At 67.9% G+C, this 21,435-nt stretch carries 18 protein-coding genes; 6 read left to right on the forward strand and 12 right to left on the reverse strand.

The window, feature by feature from the left end; all coding sequences use genetic code 11:
- Positions 1-10 precede the first annotated feature (10 nt).
- From G154_RS08890 to G154_RS08915, 6 genes are all read left to right on the forward strand, one after another.
- Positions 11-1,984, forward strand: a complete 1,974-nt coding sequence (locus G154_RS08890) for a fructose-specific PTS transporter subunit EIIC (protein WP_019512270.1) — start codon at positions 11-13, stop codon at positions 1,982-1,984.
- Between the two features lie 40 nt (positions 1,985-2,024).
- Positions 2,025-2,282 carry an HPr family phosphocarrier protein gene (locus G154_RS08895; protein WP_019512271.1) on the forward strand — a complete coding sequence of 86 codons (258 nt, stop codon included), beginning with the start codon at positions 2,025-2,027 and terminating at the stop codon, positions 2,280-2,282.
- Between the two features lie 173 nt (positions 2,283-2,455).
- The gene (gene mycP, locus G154_RS08900; RefSeq protein ID WP_019512272.1) at positions 2,456-3,829 is read left to right on the forward strand and encodes a type VII secretion-associated serine protease mycosin; all 1,374 of its coding nucleotides are present in this window, start codon (positions 2,456-2,458) and stop codon (positions 3,827-3,829) included.
- Positions 3,826-5,226 carry a type VII secretion protein EccE gene (gene eccE, locus G154_RS08905; RefSeq protein WP_019512273.1) on the forward strand — a complete coding sequence of 467 codons (1,401 nt, stop codon included), beginning with the start codon at positions 3,826-3,828 and terminating at the stop codon, positions 5,224-5,226. Before mycP ends, eccE begins: the two co-directional genes overlap by 4 nt.
- Before the next feature lie 19 nt (positions 5,227-5,245).
- The gene (locus G154_RS27290) at positions 5,246-6,799 is read left to right on the forward strand and encodes a hypothetical protein (RefSeq protein ID WP_019512274.1); all 1,554 of its coding nucleotides are present in this window, start codon (positions 5,246-5,248) and stop codon (positions 6,797-6,799) included.
- The gene (locus G154_RS08915; RefSeq protein ID WP_019512275.1) at positions 6,796-7,119 is read left to right on the forward strand and encodes a YbaB/EbfC family nucleoid-associated protein; all 324 of its coding nucleotides are present in this window, start codon (positions 6,796-6,798) and stop codon (positions 7,117-7,119) included. The genes G154_RS27290 and G154_RS08915 overlap by 4 nt, the downstream gene beginning before the upstream one ends.
- On the opposite strand, the gene eccD is transcribed toward G154_RS08915, so the two are convergent.
- The 12 genes from eccD to G154_RS08975 form a co-directional block, all read right to left on the reverse strand.
- Entirely contained in the window at positions 7,116-8,654 is a 1,539-nt protein-coding gene (gene eccD, locus G154_RS08920; RefSeq protein ID WP_023985080.1) for a type VII secretion integral membrane protein EccD, read from the reverse strand. The genes G154_RS08915 and eccD overlap by 4 nt on opposite strands.
- Positions 8,651-10,063, reverse strand: a complete 1,413-nt coding sequence (locus G154_RS08925) for a MinD/ParA family protein (protein WP_019512277.1) — start codon at positions 10,061-10,063, stop codon at positions 8,651-8,653. Before G154_RS08925 ends, eccD begins: the two co-directional genes overlap by 4 nt.
- 100 nt (positions 10,064-10,163) lie before the next feature.
- Positions 10,164-10,451: a WXG100 family type VII secretion target gene (locus tag G154_RS08930; protein WP_019512278.1), complete on the reverse strand. Its 288-nt coding sequence runs from the start codon at positions 10,449-10,451 to the stop codon at positions 10,164-10,166.
- A gap of 29 nt (positions 10,452-10,480) precedes the next feature.
- Complete coding sequence (locus G154_RS08935) at positions 10,481-10,783, reverse strand: WXG100 family type VII secretion target (RefSeq protein ID WP_019512279.1); 303 nt, start codon at positions 10,781-10,783, stop codon at positions 10,481-10,483.
- Positions 10,784-10,874: 91 nt separating this feature from the next.
- Positions 10,875-12,212, reverse strand: coding sequence for a PPE family protein (locus tag G154_RS08940; RefSeq protein WP_031601249.1), 1,338 nt, complete (start codon positions 12,210-12,212; stop codon positions 10,875-10,877).
- A gap of 43 nt (positions 12,213-12,255) precedes the next feature.
- A complete protein-coding gene (locus G154_RS08945) occupies positions 12,256-12,552 on the reverse strand; it encodes a PE domain-containing protein (protein ID WP_019512281.1) in 297 nt (98 codons plus the stop codon).
- Between the two features lie 148 nt (positions 12,553-12,700).
- A complete protein-coding gene (gene eccCb / locus G154_RS08950; RefSeq protein ID WP_019512282.1) occupies positions 12,701-14,482 on the reverse strand; it encodes a type VII secretion protein EccCb in 1,782 nt (593 codons plus the stop codon).
- Positions 14,479-16,716, reverse strand: coding sequence for a type VII secretion protein EccCa (gene eccCa, locus G154_RS08955; RefSeq protein WP_019512283.1), 2,238 nt, complete (start codon positions 16,714-16,716; stop codon positions 14,479-14,481). The genes eccCb and eccCa overlap by 4 nt, the downstream gene beginning before the upstream one ends.
- Complete coding sequence (eccB, locus tag G154_RS08960) at positions 16,713-18,263, reverse strand: type VII secretion protein EccB (RefSeq protein ID WP_019512284.1); 1,551 nt, start codon at positions 18,261-18,263, stop codon at positions 16,713-16,715. Before eccB ends, eccCa begins: the two co-directional genes overlap by 4 nt.
- 3 nt (positions 18,264-18,266) lie before the next feature.
- Positions 18,267-19,985 carry a type VII secretion AAA-ATPase EccA gene (gene eccA, locus G154_RS08965; RefSeq protein ID WP_023985082.1) on the reverse strand — a complete coding sequence of 573 codons (1,719 nt, stop codon included), beginning with the start codon at positions 19,983-19,985 and terminating at the stop codon, positions 18,267-18,269.
- The gene (locus G154_RS08970; protein ID WP_019512286.1) at positions 19,978-20,490 is read right to left on the reverse strand and encodes a hypothetical protein; all 513 of its coding nucleotides are present in this window, start codon (positions 20,488-20,490) and stop codon (positions 19,978-19,980) included. The genes eccA and G154_RS08970 overlap by 8 nt, the downstream gene beginning before the upstream one ends.
- Before the next feature lie 8 nt (positions 20,491-20,498).
- Positions 20,499-21,353, reverse strand: a complete 855-nt coding sequence (locus G154_RS08975; RefSeq protein WP_019512287.1) for an ESX secretion-associated protein EspG — start codon at positions 21,351-21,353, stop codon at positions 20,499-20,501.
- Positions 21,354-21,435 lie beyond the last annotated feature (82 nt).

Below are 21,435 nucleotides of genomic sequence, written 5' to 3' on the forward strand. Positions count from 1 at the left end.
AAGTTTGGTCATGTCCACTTCCGCTCCGGTCATCACGACCGACCTGGTGCTGCTCGACACCGACGCCGGGACCGACAAGGAGGCCGTCATCGGCCGACTCGCCGGCCTGCTCGCCGGTGCCGGCCGCACGTCCGACACCGACGGCCTGATCGCGGCGGCGCTGGCCCGCGAGGCCCAGTCGGCCACCGGCCTGCCCGGCGGCATCGCCATCCCACACTGCCGGTCCCCGCATGTCGACACCCCCACCATCGGTTTCGCCAGACTGTCACCCGCCGTGGACTTCGGCGCTCCGGACGGTCCCGCCGACCTGGTATTCCTCATCGCCGCACCGGAATCCGGCGGCTCCGATCACCTCAAGCTGCTTTCCAGCCTCGCCCGAGCACTCGTGCGCAAGGACTTCGTCGAACAACTGCGCGCCGCCTCCACCGCCGGTGAGCTCGTCTCACTGGTCGACGGCGTGGTGAACCCAGCGCCGGCCGCAGCCGCGCCGGCGGCCGCCCCCGCACCACCCGCGGCTCCGGCCGGGAAGAAGAGCATCGTCGCGATCACCGCGTGTCCCACCGGGATCGCGCACACGTACATGGCCGCCGACGCGCTCAAACTGGCCGCTGAACGTGCCGATGTGGACCTGGTCGTGGAGACCCAGGGCTCGTCGGGGAGCACGCCACTGCCCGCGGCGACGATCGCCGCGGCCGATGCGGTCATCTTCGCCACCGATGTCGGCGTGAAGGACCGCGGCCGGTTCGCCGGCAAGCCCGTCGTCGCCTCCGGCGTCAAACGCGCCATCAACGAACCCGACGCCATGATCTCCGAAGCAGTTGCCGCAGCCGGTAATCCGAAGGCCGCCCGAGTGGAGGGCAGCAGTCCGGCCGAGGAGGCCACCGAGGGCTCGTCGAATGTCGGCTGGGGCACCCGGACCCGACAGATCCTGCTCACCGGCGTCAGCTACATGATCCCGTTCGTGGCTGCCGGCGGTCTGCTGATCGCGCTGGGATTCCTTTTCGGTGGTTACGAGATCGCCGATGTCGCGAACGACATCGCCCTGAACAACTCCTTGACCAACCTCCCCGACGGCGGACTGGCGCAGTACTTCGGGGCCATCCTGTTCAGTCTCGGCGGTCTGGCATTCGGCTTCCTGGTGCCCGCCCTGGCCGGCTACATATCGTTCGCCATCGCCGACCGGCCGGGTATCGCACCCGGCTTCACCGCGGGTGCGCTCGCCGTGTTCGTCGGCGGCGGATTCATCGGCGGCATCGTCGGCGGCGTGATCGCCGGCTTCACCGCCCTGTGGATCAGCCGCATCGACGTTCCGCGCTGGCTGCGCGGCCTGATGCCGGTCGTCATCATCCCGCTCGTCGCCTCACTGGTCGTCGGTCTGATCATGTTCCTGCTCATCGGCCGACCGCTGGCGTTGATCAACACCGGGCTGACCGACTGGCTCAACGGACTGACCGGTACCTCGGCCATCCTGCTGGGCGTGATCCTCGGCCTGATGATGTGCTTCGACCTGGGTGGGCCGGTCAACAAGGCCGCCTACGCGTTCGCCACCGCCGGTCTGGCCGCCGCCACCACCGCCTCCTTCGAGGTGATGGCGACCGTGATGGCCGCAGGCATGGTGCCCCCGCTGGCCATGGCGCTCGCCACCACGGTCCGCCCGAGCCTGTTCAGCGAGCCGGAGAAGGAGAACGGCCGGGCCGCCTGGCTGCTGGGCGCCGCCTTCATCTCCGAGGGTGCCATCCCGTTCGCCGCGGCCGACCCGCTGCGCGTCATCCCCTCGATGATGTTCGGCGGTGCCATCACCGGGGCGCTGTGCATGGCCTTCGACGTCACTCTGCGTGCACCGCACGGCGGCATCTTCGTGTTCTTCGCGATCGGCAACCTGATCTGGTTCCTCGTGTCGCTGGCCGTGGGAACCATCGCGGCCGCCGCCGCGGTCGTCGCCGCCAAACAGTTCGTCAAGCCGCGGCAAGCCGTCGCCGCCTGAGACCGCATCACCCAACACCGGAATACAAGGAGAGAAACACATGCCCGAGAAGACCGTCACCGTCGGATCCGCCATCGGTCTGCACGCCCGGCCGGCCGCCATCATCGCCGAGGCCGTCACCAACTCCGGTGCCGAGGTCACCCTGTCGCTGGACGGCGGGGAGCCGGTCGACGCGGGTTCGGCGCTGATGATCATGACCCTTGGCGCAGGTAACGGAGCCCAGGTGACCGTCAGCTCCGAGGATCCGGCCGCCCTGGCCGCGATCGCCGAGCTGGTGGCCAAAGATCTGGACGCCTGAGCAGCACGCAAGAAAGCGGAACGTACCCCGTCTACACCCCCGTAAACTTGCTCTGGCGAAGGCCGACCTAGGCTGACGTGACACGATGCGTCGCCGAACGGCGGCCTTCGCTTTGCTGCGGGATGTGCCAGCACATCCGGCACCCGGGGACTGCAAAGGGGAGTGAACAGACCGTGCGACGCATCGGTGTGCTGCTGGCCACCCTGGCACTGGTGTTGCTGACAGCGCCGCCGGCTCTGCTCATCGTGACGGCACCGCCCGCCGGCGCCGTCGAGCCGCCGGTGATCGACGCCGGGGCCGTGCCGCCTGACGAGACCGGGCCGGACCAGCCGACCGAACAACGGCGGCAATGCTCGGCGCCGATCGTCTTCCCGAACTCGAACTTCACCGACAAGCCGTGGGCCAGCGATTACCTGCGGCTCGCCGACGCCCAGAAGTTCGCCACCGGGGCCGGGGTGACCGTCGCGGTGATCGACACCGGCGTCAACGGGTCACCGCGGGTACCCGCCGAACCCGGCGGCGATTTCGTCGACAAGGCCGGCAACGGCATGTCGGACTGCGATTCCCACGGCACCCTGACCGCGGCCATCATCGCCGGCCGCGGTGCCCCGACGGACGCATTCATCGGCGTGGCACCCGATGCCCGCATCCTGTCGCTGCGCCAGACCTCGGACAACTTCCAGCCGGTGGGCGCGCGCCAGGATCCGAACAACCCCAACACCACTCAGACCGCCGGTTCGCTGCGCAGCCTTGCCCGCTCGATCGTGCATGCCGCCAACCTGGGCGCACAGGTCATCAACATCAGTGAGGCCGCCTGTTACAAGGCGACCCGACCGATCGACGAGGCCACCGTCGGGGCGGCGATCAACTTCGCGGTGAACATCAAGGGTGCCGTCGTGGTCGTCGCCGCCGGAAACACCGGGCAGGACTGCACCCAGAATCCGCCGCCGGAAGCCGACGAACCCGACGACCCGCGCGGGTGGCGCCAGATTCAGACCATCGTCTCGCCGGCCTGGTACTCGCCGCTTGTCCTGACCGTGGGTGGGATCGGGCAGACCGGCCAGCCGAGCACCTTCTCGATGTCGGGACCATGGGTTGATGCCGCCGCGCCCGCCGAGAACATCACCGCCCTGGGCTACGACGGCAATCCCGTCAACGCCCTCGCCGGTGCCGACGGCCCCATCCCGATCGCCGGCACATCGTTCGCCGCGGCCTACGTGTCGGGCTTGGCCGCGCTGCTCAAGCAGCGCTTCCCCGAACTCACCGCAGCGCAGATCATGCACCGGATCACCGCGACCGCGCGCCACCCCGGCGGTGGTGTGGACAACTACGTCGGCGCCGGGGTCATCGACCCGGTCGCCGCGCTGACCTGGGACGTGCCGGAGGGACCGAAGGTCGCCCCGTACCGCGTCAAGCAGTTGCCGCCGCCGGTGGTCGTCGAGCCGCCGGACCGCGGCCCCATCACGATGGTGGTGCTGACCGGGGTCGGGCTTGCGCTGGTGCTGGGAATCGGCGCCCTGGCCCGGCGGGCGATGAGGCGACGATGAAGGAGTTCCTCGGCCAGTTCGGTTTTCGGTTCACGACCGGGCATCTGCTGTGGGCTGCCACCCTGATCCCCGCTCTGATCGCGGTGTTCACGACGCTGGACCTGTTGTGGCTGGGGATCACGCTGAGCGTCCTGCTCGCCATCGCGACCACCCTGACCGTGCGAGGTCGGCGATTCACCGGCTGGATCGCCGCGCTGTTCGCCTGGCGGCGCAGGCTTTCCGTCCCGCCCCCGCCGCCGTCGGCACCCGCCGTCGGGGCCACCGTGATGCCCGGTGACCACGTCGCCGTGCGTTGGCAGGACGGCTATCTGGTAGCCCTCATCGAGCTGGTGCCCCGCCCGTTCACACCGACCGTGCTCGTCGACGGTGAGGCCTTCACCGACGATGTGGTCGACACCCGCCTGGTGCAGGACCTGCTCGCCGCGCACTGCCCCGAACTGGAGGCCGACGTGGTGGCGGCCGGCTACCGGGTCGGCAAGACCGCGCCGGCCAATCTGGTGGCACTCTACGACCAGGTGGTGGGTCCTTACCCGGCGCCGGCCAACCGGCGCACCTGGATCGTGCTGCGCGCAGATCCGGAGACGACCCGGCGCCCCGCACTGCGCCGGGACACCGGTGTCTCCGGGCTGGCCCGGTACCTTGTCTCCTCCGCGACGCGCATCGCAGATCAACTGGCAGGCAACGGGATCGATGCCCGGTGTGGCCGCAGCTTCGACGATTTCGACCGCGCCACCGAGATCAGCTTCGAGCGTGAATCGTGGTCGTCGATCAAGGGCCGCAGCAGTTTCACGGTCGCCTACATGGCTCCCGGCGGGCCCGATGTCTGGTGGTCTGCTCGCGCCGACCACACCATCACCCGCGTCCGCTTGCGACCGGGCCAGGCCCCGACCACGACGGTGCTGCTGACGACGCTCGCCAATCCCACGACGCCCCGCGGCTTTTCCTGTCTGTTCGGCGGTCAGCGCGCCGCGCTGCTCGGTGAGAGCCCGGTGACCGACCGGCATTACGAACTGCCCATCGGCTCGGCCGGGGTGCTCATCGGCGAGACCGCGGACCGCTATCCGGTGTACATGCCGTTCGACGACGTCGACTCCAGCATCAACCTCGGCGATGCCCGGTTGTTCACCCAATTCGTCATCCGCTCCGCGGCGGCCGGCGGCGTGGTGACTCTCGGCCCACAGTTCGGCGAGTTCGCCGGCTTCGTCAATGGCCGGGTCGGGCAGGTGGCCAAGGTGGCCTGGCCGAACGCGACGACCTATCTGGGCACACATCCAGGGGTTGGCCGGGTTGTGCTGCGCAGCAACTACATCGACACTCCGCGCCACAGTCAGCTGCCGATCCGGCTGATCAACCCGCGCGAGGAGAGTCGCTACCAGATGGCTTTGGAGACCGTGTGATGATCGGGGGGCGATAGTCATGGGTGGTTTGCAGGTCAATCCGGACGAGCTGGACGCAACAGCCAACGCGCGCAGCGGCGCCCAGTGGCCGCCGGTCGAAACGAAAGCACAAGCACCCGACGGCCTCCAGAGCTCCGCTGCCGCGGTCGAGAAGCTCAACGCCAACGCCGCTGCACTCGCGAAATACCAGACCATCGCCGATCAGCAGAACATGACGCTGACACATATGCTGCACAGCACGGCATCGGCGTACCGCAAGGTCGACAAGGAGTACGCCGGCGTCATGGACAAGGACGGCCGGGCGGCCGCCATCGACGCGATCGTCGTCGAAGAGCCAGGCGGTCCACTACCCGAGATCCCAGACCTACCCAGAATCGCGATGACCTCCGGTGGATACAGCGATGTCGAGCAAACCGAGCAACTACTGCAGGCGGGTGATCACGGCGCATCTCTGGCGGTGGTTGCCGCTGAGTACCGGGCCGCGGCCGCAGCAGACCGCGCCAACGCTGCCGGTGATTTCAAGATGGGGTGGGAGGGCGATGCGGCCGACGCTGCCATGGCCAAGATGCGAGAGTATTCAAACTGGCTCGGAAGTCTGGCCGACGCATGGGACAAGTTGGCCGACAACGCTGACGTGCTGCATGCGACGCACTCCGTGACCCGGGCGAACCACACAATGATCTACACCCGCTACATGGCCCTCAAGGCTCAGTTGGCAGCGCTGGCCAAACACCCGAGCGGGCAGGGCTTCGCGATGGCCGAGATTCAACGAGATATGCAAACCCTCCAAGAGAACTCCGACGACATGCGAGAGGATTACGCGGGCGCAACAGATCTACCGCCTGCTCAACCGACGCCGCCACCGAACATCCCTGTCGGTAGCAGCAGGACCGGGGGCAGTGCGTCAAGCAACGAAACGGGCGGCGCCGGTGCCGGTGGCGGTGGCGGAGCGCCCGGAGGCGGCCAGCCGGCGGTATCGCCGGCCTCGATGTCGCCGCAGAACGGTCAGCCCTCCGGCTCGCCGCAGGCGGGATCACCGTCCTCGGGCCAGGGTTCGGGCGGTGGCGCACCGTCCGGTGGCGGCGCCCCGTCCGGCGGTGGGAAGCCCGGCGGTGGCGGTGCACCGTCCGGCGGTCTTCCCGGTGGAGGTCTACCCGGTGGCGGCCTGCCCGATACGGGCTTGCCCGATCTCGACGAGCCCGGCGTATCCCCGGCCGGCGTCGGCGGCGGCGGTTCCGGAGGGGGATCCGGCGGCGGTGGCGGCGGTGTCCCGTCGATGCCGTTGCAGCCCAGCGTCGGCGCCGAGACGGTGGCCCCCGGGCCCGCCGCCGGCGGCGCCCGAGCAGGCGGCAGCGGCGGTGCGATACCGGCGTCGGCCATGGGCGGCGGCATGGGTATGGGCGGCGGTATGGGCGGTATGGGCCACGGCGGCGGTGGTCAGCAGGGTCAGCAGAAGCGTCGCGACTCGCGCTTCGCACCCGATGAGGAGCTCTACACCGAGGACCGTCCCTACACCGAACCGGTGATCGGTCAACGGCGGCGTAAAGATGTGCAGGACAAGGAGTCCAAGTGAGCGAGCAGATGCATCCGGAGGTGGCGGCCGTACTGCGACAGGCCGGCCGGTTGCAGGAGCTGATGGACGCTCAGCTACACAAGATGGACAGCGAATCCTTCACCGCCACGGACGAATCCGAGACCGTGGAGGTCACGCTGAACGGCCACCACCGACTGGTCGACGTCTATCTGGCCGATGGATTGCTGCGGCTGGGTTCACACACGATCGAGGAACGCCTCAACGAGGCTCTACGCAACGCGACCGAGGTGGCCTCCGAGTCGGTCGCCGCCGATCGCGACCGGCTCAACGACGCCGTCGCGGAGATCACCGGGTCCTAGAAGCGCAGGTTCCGCAGCAGGTCGTACACCCCGGCGATCCACAGCAGCAGCGGGATCACCGCCGCGATCGAGGCACCGTCGAGCAGTTCCAGGATCCGCTTGGTGACCGGTGAGAGCCGGTTGACGTTGTCGGTGGCGCCCACCATGATCAGCGCAACCATGGCCAGCAGCAGATAGATTCCCAGCACCAGCCAGGACTGGTCGGGGAACCACAGGCAGAGCCGGACCGTGACGCCGGTGGGCACGGCCACGGTGACGGCCATCAGCGCCCACGCGCACCACCGCTCGGCATAGAGCCGTGATCGGAAGCCGCAGATGACCGTCACCAAGGCGGCGACGATCAGACTGTGCAGGAAGAAATGTCCCTGCACGACAACGGCGATGGCGCCGGCGGCCAGCACCGTCGCGCCGGCGGTCAGGAACCCGATGAGCAACTGCTTGGACAGCTCGCTGCGCTCGGTCAGGCGTGCAGCCGAGTCGGGCACCGAGGCGATGATCGCCTGCCAGGTCGGCGTCTCCTCGTCCGCCCCATCGGGTCGCATCACCGGGTCGAGCAGTTCGTCGTTGGCCACCGCCTCCCCAGGAGCGGGAATGGGCGGCAGTGCGATCCGGGCAACGGCCACCGTCAGTTTGGCGGCATTGGTGACCACGATCAGTCCGAATGCGATGGCGCCGGCGGGAACCCATTCCTGCCCGCCATATCCGAATGCGATCGCGCCGGCGGTGATCGCCACCGACAGCACCGCCACGAAGGCGGCGACGCTGGCGCGTCTGCGTGGACCACCACGGGTGGCCAGGGTGTAGAGCAGGGCCACCGCCGCGGCGCCAGCGACCTGGGGGGCGCCCAGCCCGTCTGCCTCCCGAGGCAGCGGCACCGCCAGCGCTGCCGCACCGGCGAGCACCGGAAGCGCGGCCACCACCAGGCTTTCGGACAGGTTCACGTTCTCGTATCGGGAGCGGGCGACCATGGCGCCGCCAACCAGCGCGAGGCCCAGCAGCGCCAGCGCGATGGACCACCACCAGTCCTTGCCCGATTGCGTCCACGCCACCAGTGCGACCACTGTCGCGATCGTGGACACCACCGGAATGGCCAGTCCGACGAACCGGTTGAGTGCGGTGCGGTCGAACTCAGGGGACTCGTCGAGCACCGCGATGGCGTCGATCACGTCCTCGACCAGCGGGCGGTACCGTTCGGTCCGGCTCACCGACACCAGCGTCAGCAGTGCGCCGTCGACGACACCGGCCTCGTCGAGGGATTCCGAGGCCTTGATCGGCGGCGCACCGGGACGGGCGAACGCCCAGACGCCCTGGGCCTTGAAATCGAAGCCCGCCAGCACATCCGGCGGCGAATCGTCGAGCAGGTCGGCGAGCACCGACACCGTCTCGTCGATGTAGGTCTCGATGGGCGCCGAGGCGGGCAGGACCAGGTCGGTCATCCGCCGACCGGTGAGAATGGTGACCCGGGTGGTGGCGGGCCTGCCCGGCGTGACCGATGCCGTCCCTGTCGCCCCCGACGGCGCCGCTGTCGCGGTCAACGCCGTTCGAGCCGGTCGAAGTCGTCGGACAGCCCCGCGGCCAACTCCAGGATTCGGCGCTGGAACGTCTTACCGAGCAGGTCCAGCTGGATCTCCGTGCCCGCGGCGATGTGCTTGTCCCACGGCAACACGACCACCCGGCCCGGCGCAACGTGCCGCTCGAACTGCTGCACCAGATCCTCGACGTCGATATTCGTCTTGCCCGGTGTCACATGGTTGATCACCACGCAGGACCGACCGAGGAGATCCTGGTACCCGTTCTGGCGCAACCAGTCCATGGTCACAGCGGCCTGCCGTGCACCGTCGATCGAGGCACTGGCCACGATGACCATGCCCGAGACGGTGGCCAACACGCCACGCGAGGCCGGTTGGAACAACCCCGCGCCGCAGTCGGCCAACACCAGGTTGTAGTAGCGGGATACGACGCTGACGGCGCCCTTCCAGTCGTCTTCGTTGAACTCGCGCCGGGCCGCGCTGTACTCCTCGGAGGACAGCACCTCCAGATTGGCGCTGTTCATGCTGGTGTATGCACGGATGTCGTTGTAGCGGGACAATTCCTTGTCCGACAACAGGTCTGCGATGGTTGCCGCGGACTGTCGACCGGCGCGGTCGGCGAGGTTGCCGCAATCCGGGTCCGCGTCGATGGCCAGGATCCGGTCTCCGCGAACTCGGCTCAGCGCCGAACCGAGTGCCACGGTGACGGCCGTCTTGCCGACGCCGCCCTTGAGCCCGAACACCCCGATCTGATAGGAGTCCCTGGCATTTCGACGCACCCGTGCCTGCAGGTCCATCTCGTAGAGCTCGTCAGGAGACGGGCCCATATTGATCCGCGTCAGCAGGTAGAGCCAGTGTCGCCAGCCGCGCTGCGACGGCATCTTGACCGCCGTGCGAACCCCGACGTGTGACAGCGCGTCGATGGCCCGATGATTGCCCATGCTGGCCGCCGATGTCGGGGCGGGCTGCCCGGTGGGCGCCGGTGCGCTGGACGGATTCCACCCCGTCTCCATCGTGTCGCTGTAGTGCGCGCTCGGCGCGGGCGCCGGCGCAGGCGCGGAGCGCGGCGGAGGCGGCGCAAAGGTCTGCTGTTCGAATCGGGCTCCGGCGGGCTGGGCGGTCTGCGGGGTCCGCATCATGCCGTTCTGGACGTGCTGCGGCCCGGTGACAGGAATCTGACTGGTCACCTCGGATGCACTGGGCGGCGGGGCGACCGAGGCCGGCGGCGCCGCGGCGGCCTGGGTGGGCGCAATCGGCATCGGTGGTGGAGTGTGCTCGCCGGCGTAACCCGCGCTGCCCGCCCCTGAGGCGTTCACCGGCATCGGGGACGCACCCTCACGGCGTGCCGCGGCATCCTCGTCGGCAGCGTCGGACGCGCCGGAAGAATGGAACAGCCGGTCATAGTCTGCCGACATAAGCACCTCTCAAAGTCGTGCCGTTGAAAACACGTTGTAAAAACACACGGAGTGGGCGGATGCCCAAAGGCTAATCCGCCCACCCCTTGGTGCGCTTGGACTAGGCGAACATCCCGGTGACGCCATGCTCGATCTGCTGCATGTGCTGTCCGGACTCGCTGATCGTCTGCGCGAGATTCTGCAGCGCGGCGTTCAGTTCCGCGGAGGTGCTGTCCCACCGCATCTGCACGGCCTGGTAGGCCTCCGAACCCGAGCCACCCCACACCGAGGCGAGCGAAGCGAGCGAGGCCTTGCCCTCGTCGAGCAGACCCTGGGTGACGCCGACGGCGCCGTTGATCTCACCGGCGGAACCTTCGATACCGCCGAACTGCCAAACCTGTTGCGACATGTGTTATCTCCTTTGGAAGTTGGTAGAGGTCAGAGGTTCATGGCCGACGACAGCGTGCCGGCCTGATCCTCGTCCGCGGTGGTGTACTGCATGCCCGAAGTCTGGATGTTCTGGGAGATGTCGTTCAGCTCCTGAACCTGTCGCGCGGCGGCCTCGTGGAAGCGCAGCAGCGCGGCCTGTGCCGCGGTGCCCGCCTGACCGACCATCTGGGCCGCGAGCGCACCACCGGTGGCCTCGACCTGCGATATAACACCCTTGAGCTCGCCGGAGATGCTCTCGAAGTGGGCCGCCTCCTTGGCGAGGACAGCGGCATCTGTATTCATCTGTGCCATGCTCGGTACTCTTTCTGTTTTCCAGTGTCCTCACCACTGATGGCGAGTCTTCCAGCCCCCTCGGCCGGGAAGTCTTGTGTCGGTAGACGGTTCACCAGTCGTCGTCCTCGTCCTCGTCCTCACCCAGGTCATGGGCGAGGGCGGACGGCGCCGCCAGGCCTTGCCGATTCGTACCGCGTTTCGCTCCCTGCCCCATGCCCCCCATGGGTCCACCGCCGGCACCGTTGCCGACCGGGGCCAACCCCGAACCGGCACCACCGGCCGCCGCACCGACCGGGGCCGCCGCCCCTGCCGGCTGTCCGAGCAGCCCGCTCATCAGCGGTGTGCTGGCCAGCGTGCCGCCGGCGCCCGGCAACGACGCCGCGCGCACCAGTCCGGCGCCCGCGCCCGCCCCGGTCCCGCCTGCCAACGGATGATTGGAGAACGGGCTGGCACCCATCAGCCCGAACTGCGCACCCTTGTTCAGACCACCACCGAGCTGGCCGAACATCGAACTGACCTGCTGCATCGGCGCGAGGATCTGCTGCATCGGCTGGGTGACCGTCTGCATCATCTGCTGCGGAGCCTGGGCGAGCATCGAGCCCACCTGCGAGGCGACCTGCATACCCATCTGGGCACCCTGCTGTGCGCCCTGCATCAGCTGCTCGGGCTCGCCCTGAGCCTGCTGCGCGGTGTTCTCGCCCTTGCGCGCCTGGGTCTGCGCCGACACCATCGCCGCATTGCTGTTCGCCGCGGCACGGCCGACATGCAGCGCCGCGGATTCGATACTGGCCTGCGCCGCCACCTGCGCGAACGCCAGCTCGCGCATTGCCGACCCCGGCAGGGTGGCGGCGATCTTTCCCGAGGCGAACCCCAGTGCTGCCTCACCGACACCGGGCATCACGATCGGCTTCAGCGGTGGGATCGGTTCGAACATGATGTTCGCGGCCGTCTCCGCCTGGTAGCCATGCATCGCGACGGCCGCCTGGGTCCACATCCGCACGAAGTAGTCGAACTCGTTGACCCCGATCGGCACGGTGTTCACACCGAGGAAGTTGGTGGCCTCCAGCACCGCATGCGTGACGTGGTTGGCCTCGATCTCGACCAACGGCGGCGTCACCGCCATGGCCAACAGATACGAGTTCGCCTGCGCGATCGCCTGCATGGCCCGCTTCTGGGCCTGCAGGGCAGCGGTGTGCAACCAGACGATCATGGGCGTGGTCGCCTGGATCGCCTGCTCACTGGCCCCGCCCTGCCAGGAACCCGCCAGCGAGGCGAGGCTGGCCGAGAGCTCCTCGGCCTGGGTTTCCAACGCAATCGCCAAGGCCTCCCAGGCGGCCGCCGCCTGATACATGGGCGCCGCACCGGCACCGGCCATCAACCGGCCGGTGTTCACCTCCGGAGGCAGGGCCCCGTACACAAACGGCACAGGGGGAATTGAGGCAACCATTTGCTGGACTCAGTCTCGATAGCGGGTTATTCGCTCGTCCCGGTCAGGACAGCGTCGCGGCGGCCTGGGCGTCGGCGGTCGTGTAGATACCGGTCGCCTCGAGGTACGCGGCTCCGGCACGCGCCAGCTCCTGCTGGGCGTACGCATTCAGCGCCGCCATCTGTGCGCCTTCACTGGCGAACGCCAGGACTGCCTGCACAGATACCTCTTCCGCACCGGCCGGCAACAGCGCCGACGCCTCCGCGGTGGCTGCGGTTCCGGTGGCCAAACCCCGGGATCCGTTCGCAATCACCTGGTTCCCGACACCGAGAACAGCGGGATTGTGTGCCATCGGTTGCATTCGCGTACCTCCTCACATCGTCGGAAAAGCCTGGATGCAAAAACTGAGAAGGGAGACAGAATTGGTGCTCTGTTGCATAAGAATCGTTCCCCCGACCCCGTTTGCTGCCTAGCCACCGTCAATTTCGCTGAGTGGCTACCAATCCATATTAACCACCGTTTGGGGGTGCTCCGAACACTTCTTCTGCGGGGGGATCGATATAGGCGGCCTGAACGACCTCTTTGCCATCTGGAGAGATGAGAAGTGCCTGGCCAGGGGGCCTGCGCTTGAGTTTGAACTCGCTCGAGGGGAACTCGGTCTTCTCACCGGAAAGAAACAGAGTGGGGGATCCGGCACCGAACGCGGCGCCGACGAACTTGTCCATCGTGGCCCGGTGCGCCTGGCTCATCTGGCAGGTCACCACGATGTGCAGGCCGATATCCGCCGCGGCGGGCAGCAACGGCGCGAGCGGTGTCATCGGCGGCACCATCCCGGACGCCGCCACGATCATGTGCCAGTCGTCGACCAGCAGCACCACGTCGGGGCCGGTCCACCACGACCGGGCCCGCAGCTGCGCGGTGGTCAGGTCCGGCGGCGGCAGGCGCTTCTTGAGGTTGACTGCCAGCGCCTTGATGGATTCCTCCAACGAGGCGCTGTTGCGGTTCACCGCCCCCGCGTCGAGCAGATGGCTCTGCGGCACCGCATCCAGCAGGCCCGACCGATAGTCGGCCAGCATGAACCGGACCTGCTCGGGACTGTTGCGGGAACAGATCGCCTGGGCGACCGCATGCGCGATCGTCGTCTTCCCCGATTTCGGCGCCCCGAATATCAGCAGATGCGGCGTGATCTGCATGTTGTTGTAGGCCACCGACAGGTCGGACTCCCGGATGCCGACCGGGATGGTCCACCGTGTGCGGTAGTCGGCGTCGGGGCCGGGCGGCGTGGGATCGAGTTCGCGCAGATGGATGCGTTCGGGCAGCACCCTGACCCGGGGTGCCTCATCGGTGTGCAGGGAGGCGATGTGATCCACCGCCGCGGTGATGGCCGGGACGATATCGGCGGCGCTGTGCACACCGTCCAGACGCGGCACACCGATCATCAGATGGTGCTTCTCCCCCGAGATGGCCCGGCCCGGGCGGTTGGCCGGGATATCGCGGGTCATCCGGTCGACCTGGGTCTCGTTGACATCACCGAGCCGGAACTCGACCTTCGTGCCCAGATAATCGCGGACCCGCGATTTCAGTTCGGTCCAGCGCGGGGTGGAGATGATGGTGTGTACGCCGAATGCCAGTCCCTGCCCGGCCAGGTCCTGCACCACCGGCTCCAGGTCGGGGAACTCGGCGACGAATGCCGGCCAGCCGTCGATCACCAGGAACACGTCACCGAACGGATCGTGGAACGCCGGGTGATTGGGATCCTCGCGCATCTGCCGGTACGACGCGATGGAGCCGACGCGGTACTGCTTGAACATCGCCTCGCGTTGTCGCAGAACGGCTTTCATCTCTGCGACGGCCCGGTTGACCCGGTCGGGCTCGGAGCGGGTGGCGACCCCGCCGACGTGCGGCAGGTCTTCGAGGTACATCAACCCGCCGCCACCGAGATCGATGCAGTAGAACTGCACCTGGCGCGGGGTGTGGGTGGCCGCCGCTGACAGCACCAACGTCTGCAGAAACGTCGACTTGCCGGTCTGCGGTGCCCCACCGATGGCGATGTTGCCCGCAGCGGCCGACACGTCGATCCCCCACACCTCCTGGCGGTGCCGACGGGGCTCGTCCATGATGCCCAGCCCGAATCGCAAGGGCTGGCGCTGATCACGCTCGACGAGTTCGTTGACCGGTGTGGGATCGGTCAACGGCGGCAGCCACATCTTGTAGGCCCGAACCTCACCGGTGGTCAACTGTTCGAGCACCACTTCGCGCAGGACGCGCGGCTCGGATTCTGTGGACGTCATCGTTGTGTCACTCCCGAGGCATCCATCATGGGCGCGGCCGTGAAGGGCTGGATCCGTATCTGACTGGGCACCTGGATCCGAGGCGCGGAATCCCCGTTGGTGGTGATCGCCGCGGCCGGAACATAGTTGGTCCCGGTGTAGACGCTGCGGAACTTCACCGGGTCCTCCATACCGACCCGCAGGAAGCCGACGCCGCTTTCCTTGTTGGTGATGTACTGCGCCTCCGGGGTTCCGATCACCGCCTTGGACTCCGCGGAACTGGTGGTGCGCAACGCAATTCGATAGGTGAGGTTGGGTTCCAGCTTGTCGATGCGCACGCCGCCGGTATTGAGCGACTGGGTGGCCAGCAGCAGGTGCACACGCAGCGAGCGGCCGACGCGGCAGATCCGGTCGAACAGCGCGATGAAGTCCGGGTGGTTCTGCAGCAGTTCGGCGAACTCGTCGACGACGACGAACAGCGTCGGCAGCGGGGCCAGGTCGGCACCGCGCTCGCGGTGCTTCTCGTATTCGGCCACACCGGAGAGCGCGCCGGCCGCGCCCACCTGGATACCGGCCTGGCGCAGGATGGACTGGCGGCGGTCGAGTTCACCGGAGAGCACCTCGCCCATGCGGCTGACCAGCTCCGCCTCTTCCTCCATGTTGGTGACCACCGCCGCGGTGTGGGGAAGCTTCTCCATGCCCAGGAATGTCGAGCCGCCCTTGAAGTCGGTGAGCAGCAGGTTCACCTGGTCGGGGTGGTGGGTGGCGGCCAGCGAGAGGATCAGGGTCCGGAGGAACTCCGACTTGCCGGAACCCGTCGTACCGATCAGCATCCCGTGCGGGCCGGCACCGAACTCGGCACCCTCCTTGATATCCAGGTGCATGATGTCGCCGGTCTTGAGCTCGTGGCCGAACGGGATCCGGAGCCGGTCGCGGTCGGTGTCGGCGAACATCCGCCACCGGGCGGGGGTCACCTCCTCGACCGACTGGGCACCCACCAGCTGATGCCATTCGGTGGCGACCTTCTTGTGCACCCGGGTGTTCTTGTCGATGATCGTGCCGGTGATCGACCAGCCTGCCAGCTTGCGCGCCACCCGACCCGCCGCGGTGGGCGTCATCTGGTCGGCGGTGTTGGCGACCAGCCGGAAGGTCTGGTTGGGCAATCTGTCGTCGGCGGTGCCGTCGTCGGCCAGCCGGATCCGGTAGGCCGATCCGCGGTGATTGCCGAGCGTGATGACCGTGACGCCGGCCCGGCCGTCCACGGGGAAACCGGCCTTGCCCCCGGTCAGGTCGATCACGACCACGTAGGGCCCACTTGGCGCGGCATCGGCGGTGTGCGGGCCGCGCGCGGTCAGGTCGGCCAGCCCGTCGGGCCGGGTGAACACCAGCCGCGTCGCACCCGCGGAATCGGTGTCGGTCTGATGCTGCACATGCGGCAGCCATTTGAGCCACGCCCAATCCGGATCCTCCGGATTGTCGGTCAGCACCCTGATCTGCAGCAGGTCCGGCGGATGGAACACCGCGAGATGGCAGATCATGGCGCGCAGCAGTGCCGCCGCCCGGGCACCGTCGCCGCCGACGGCGATGGTCGGGAATGTTCTCAGCTGCACCAACTTCGGGCAGTCGTGGATGAGGCCGTGGGTACGCAGGAACTTGATCAGCCACATGTGGCTGACGGGCTCCAGATGCGGTTGCGGCGCGCCGGCGGGACCCGAGAGCTCACCGCCCACAGACGGTTTGAGCAAGCGATCGACGGCGGGCTCGGATCCGACACCGATGCGGACAGCGGCATAGAAGTCGGCGTTGGTCTGGCGAGACCACTGCCGGTTGGTACCGATGATCGAGAGCAGATCCTCGGGATGCGGTGCGTGGTAGTTGAAGAAGGTGACCTGCGCGGCAGCCGAGGTGGTGACGCGGGTCCGCAGGCCCGCCAGGTAACGCAGGTACTCCTTGCGGTCGGCGTTGATCTCGGGGACGCGCTTGCCACCCGGCCCCCCACCGGCCATGAAGCCGACCGTGGCCATGATCATCATCAGCGGCATCATCAGCATGTAGGGCGAAAGCTGCCGGATGCCGGTGAAGATCATGATCGCGATCATGCCCAGCATGCCGCCACCCATGACCCACGGCAGTGCCTTCTGGATACCCGAGGGCGGAATGTCGATTCCCAGGTCATCCGGTGGGGTGATGGTGATTTCACCGGGTGTCAGCCGAGGGCCGCGCTTGATGATCGGGGTGAACTTCTTGGTGGTCATCCACCTGCTCCTTCCGGCGGCAGCGGCGATCCGGGGGCCTGGGCGGGCAGGTTGCCGCCGGGAGCGGGAGCGGGTGCACCAGCGGCCGGGGCGGCAGCACCGACGGGCGCAGCGAGTTCGCCGTTGACCTTTCGGGGGTTCGGACTCGGGGGCAGGGTGTCATGCTCCAGCAGCGCGGCCTGCTTGGACAGCACCGGGCCGTCGATGAGCCAGCTGACCACCTGCCACGGCGCCGTGAGCGGACCGTGGAGCCCCAGCGATGAGGCGGTGTCCTCGTTGGGCAGCCCGTAGCGCACACCCTGCGGGTCGACGTAATAGAGGCTTTCGCCGTACCGCGGATCCGGTGACTGCAGCCTGATGTATTGGCCGCCGTCGATGTACACGGTGGCATTTCCAGAGATCTGGTCGATCCCACTGTTCATCCGACTGGGGGGCACGGGCAGGTGCCTGCCGCTGATCACGGTCTGGCGTGGTCCCTGGTCGCCCGGATCGCGCTGCCACGACCAGCACAGCGTCGGCGCATCCGCGCGCAGCCGGATGTCCATCGGCTCGTCGGGCAGCGGCGAGACGAACACCTGCTCGGGGATGCTGGCGACATCGCTGGCCTCCACCGACGGCGGGGTGATCAGCCCGAAGGAGTTCGTGGCGCGCAACGCCGCCGACGTGGTCCCGTTGACCTTGGCGACACCGTCGGACAGCACGACATACCGCTGTTCGACATCGTTGTTCAGGGTCCGGAAGACCGATCCGATCACCAGATTGGGTGCCAGCCCGAGGGTGTTCGGCGCGCCCGCACCCGGCACCGCGGGCAGCTTCAGCGGCCCGACGTTGGGCAGGGCGTTGAACAGTGCCTCCGAGATCGGGGTGGCCCGCGCGGTGACCGGGATGCCGACGGCGGAGGTCACCGCCCGGTCGGCCATATCGATGGCGTGCCTGCCATCGGCGGTCACCAGCCACGTCAGGTTCTGATAGGTGACCAGCACACCCTGGTTCGGACGCAACGGACCCACCGAGGCGTCGATGGCCAATGGCATCACCAACGCCGACGTCTGCACCTGGGGGGCGACGCTCTCGGGCTTGATGACGTTGTCGCACAGCGACCATGTCGAGGTCGGCGCGCCCACCGGGGTGGCGTACGGGGCACCGGGAATGCCGATCGGCTGACCCTTGGTCATCCGGTTGAGCTCCTCGGACTTGACCGCCGACGGCGTGGCGGCGTTACCGAGGACCAACCGTGCGGAGGTCAGGTTGTAGACCGGCCGGATGCTGTCGGATCCGGGCACCATGACGTAGAGCTGGTTGGTGGTGCGATCGACCAACAGCGTGTCCGAGCCGCGTTTGCCCAGCGGTTTGAAGTACGCCAGCAGCGCGGCCCCGATGCAGATGACGACCGCGATGACGACACCGCACATCACCGCGCGGCTGTAGAACTGCAGCGGGTCGTCGAACATCCGGGTGTCGCGGCGCACGATCGCGTGCTCGACACGACGCAAGAGGAAGCGCCAGCCGCTGACCTGGACCTTTGTGGTGAGCCGGAATCCTGCCATGGGTTATCCGATGTTCAGCCTGGCGTGCACGGCATCGATCGCGGCGGCCATGTCCTCACCGCTGATCTCACTGAGCTGTTCCACACCGAGGTTCTCGAAGTCCAGCGACCGGGCCAGCCGCATGTCCCGGCTCTGCTCACCCGCCTCCACCAATTGTCGTGCGTACCGGCCGTTTCCGGCGATGTCGAGTGCGGGTTTTCCGCCCAGCGAACGGTCACCCAGCAGCGTCGCGGCATCGAGCACCCGCTTGGCCGCCTCCTCGCTGAGCCTGGAGTCGTTGGCCTCGGCGATCACCTTGGCGATGTCGACGATCTCGTCGGGGGCATAGGAGTCGAACTCGATCCGGGTGGAGAACCGGGACCGCAGGCCGTCGTTGGTCTCGAGCAACCGGTCGATGTCATTGCTGTACCCGGCGATGATCACCACCAGCCGGTCGCGATCGTTCTCCATCCGCGCCAGCAGGGTGTCCAACGCCTCGGTACCGAAGGGGTCGGTACGGCCGTCGCGTTCCTGGACCAGGGTGTAGGCCTCGTCGATGAACAGCACGCCGCCGAGGGCGCGGTCGATGGTACGCGAGGTCTTCACCGAGGACTGTCCCTCGTACTCGGCCACGAAATCCTTGCGCGAGGTCTCCACCAGCTTGGGCTCGGGGATCACGCCGAGGCCGGCGAGGATATTGGCGACCACCCTGGCGATGGTGGTCTTGCCGGTACCGGGCGGTCCGGTGAAGATCATGTGCTTGGACTGCTGGGCCACCTTCATCCCGCGCGCCGCGCGGATCTTGGCCATCTGCGTTGCCGCACGGTACTTCTCGATCTGCTCCTTGACCCGGCTGAGTCCGATCTGGCGGTCCAGTTCGGCCTGCGCATCGGCCAGCAGCTTCTCCCGCCCGGAGGTGTCGGCCACGACGCTGCCCGGATCCCACGGATCGGTGCGCTGGGCGATCTTCTCGGCGGTGGTGGTGACCAGGCGGTAGGACGGATCACGCAGTGCGGCGGTCACCTTCGGCGAGGGATGGGTGGCCTGCAGCCATTCCAGCAGCGCCATGGCCGCATCCTCGTTGCCCTGGCTGCGGCGCGCCATCGCCAGGTACCAGGCGATGGCCTGGGCGCAGGCCTCACCCGCCGGAGACGAGTTGGATTCGGTGAGACGCCGTTCGGCCTCGGTGAACAGACCGAGATTGGTGGCGGCCACGCCGTGCGCCACACCGGCCGCGGCGGCCAGGAACTTGTCCGGCCAGCTCCCGGCGGAGCGCACCTCGTCGATGACATCCGTCCAGCGCTCGGCCGCGCCGTAGATGACCGCGCGAATCCAGGACACCAGGTACTCGCCGCCCATCGCCGGGGCGTCGTCGAGCGCCTCCATGGCGTCGGCGTGGTTGCCCTCGGCAGCCTCCCGCACGGCGAATGCCATCGTGATCGCCAGCGGTGAGTTGACCGGGTAGGTGATGTCGCCGAACATGCCGCCGATGGGGATGCGCGCCCCCACGCTGTTCATCGATATCTCGGCAGCACCGGCCAGTTGCCCGAAGTTGTTCCGCGAGAACCAGGCTCGGAACAGCGTCGCCCGGTCGGAGTCACCGCACCGGATCCGGCCCACCCACGCGTCGCACGCCGTCTCGTCCGCCGCGGTGATTTCGGTGAACAGTTCCAGGGAGCGAGCAGGAGCGCTGGGCAGCATGCCGACCGCCGATCCGAACAGGGCTACCAGGTGATCACTCATGCTCACCTGCATACCTGGTCGCAAAGATCTGTGCCCGGGCGGCATCGGCCTGCTCCGGGGAGGGCAGACCGACGCTGCGGGTCAAAAACTCCCTGGTGTCTGCTGCGTCGTGGCCGTGGTCCTGCATTCCTTCGAGCACGTAGGAGAACTGCGCGGAGCGAGCCTGCTGGTTGGCAAGGTCGGCGATGACGACGATCTCGGCGGCCAGTTGGGCCTCCGAATCGGCCTCGGTGGTCGCCTCCGGCGACAGTTCGATGCGGTGGATACGACCGTCGAGCAGTGCCGAGACGGTGACGGTGCCAGGCGGGTTGGTCACCGTGAACAACGGCTCGCCCACCGATTGCTCGGGTGCACCGAAGTCCACTCCGAAGGCGTCGAGTTCGGGGTCCGGGTGCGGTGCGGGGACCTCGAAGATGTCGTCGAACGCGGCGAGGCCGCCACCGATGTCCACGCCGTCCTCGGTATCGACCTCGTCGTCATCGTCAAAGGGCTGGTTGCCCATCATGAAGGTGCTCAGTCTCCGTCGTCGTAGTAGGTCGGCTCGGCCTTGGCCTCGAACCAGGCCCCGGCGGGCAGGAAGGACATCAGTCCGTCCAGCGCGCGCTGCAGGTTGTCCTGGGTGCCGGCCAGGAAGCTCCCGTAGAGCTCGCCGTTGACCTTGCGTGGGATCGACACGATGCGGCCCAGCGGCGAATCCAGTACGCCGGCAGCGACATCGGCCTGGGTGTACGTGCCCCCGGAGTGCCGCTCGGCGGCGGTGATCTCCACCCAGCTGTTCGGGTTGGCCGTCGCGTCGGCGTAGGTGCGCGCCGAGGCCGGCGAGATCCCGAACTGGGACAGCTGGTTGGGCGTGCGCGATTCGGCCAACCGGGCGGTGACCCCGGTCATCGGCTCGACATCCGCCGGCTCGGCGGGGCCGAGCACCGCGGTGACCATTCCGGCCAATCCGACCTGCGGCGCCACCCGCTGCAAAACCAGCAAGTCACCGTCGCGTGCGGCGATGACATGTCGATCACCCTTGCGGCACACCACGAACCGGACCATCTTGCCGCCGACATCGCGTCGCCACCATCGGCATTCCAGGGTCCGATCGGGTCGCGACAGGGTGTCGGACATCGCCGCGACCTCGGGATGCGGTGCGCCGAACGCGTCGAGCACGCCCTGCTCGGTGAGATCGCGGGCAACCTGGTCCCAGACCTTCTCCCGCAGGTCGGGCTGGGGGATGTTGGGCCGGATACCCAGGGCGGGCGGGAACTCCTCGAGCTGTAGCCGATCGGCGATGACGAGCATGCCGTCGATCGTGACCTCGACGGCGACCACGTCGTCATAGTGCGTGGGTTCACCGTGTCCGGCGAAAGAACTGGTCATCGGCTACATCCCCCTCCCCCTCGGAGAACCATCGTCGCGTCGTGACGGCCCGCGCGCACCGAATCCGGCGGATTTCGCGTGA

This window comes from Mycobacterium sp. VKM Ac-1816D, from assembly GCF_000416385.1.
GTDB classification, from domain to species: domain Bacteria; phylum Actinomycetota; class Actinomycetes; order Mycobacteriales; family Mycobacteriaceae; genus Mycobacterium; species Mycobacterium neoaurum_A.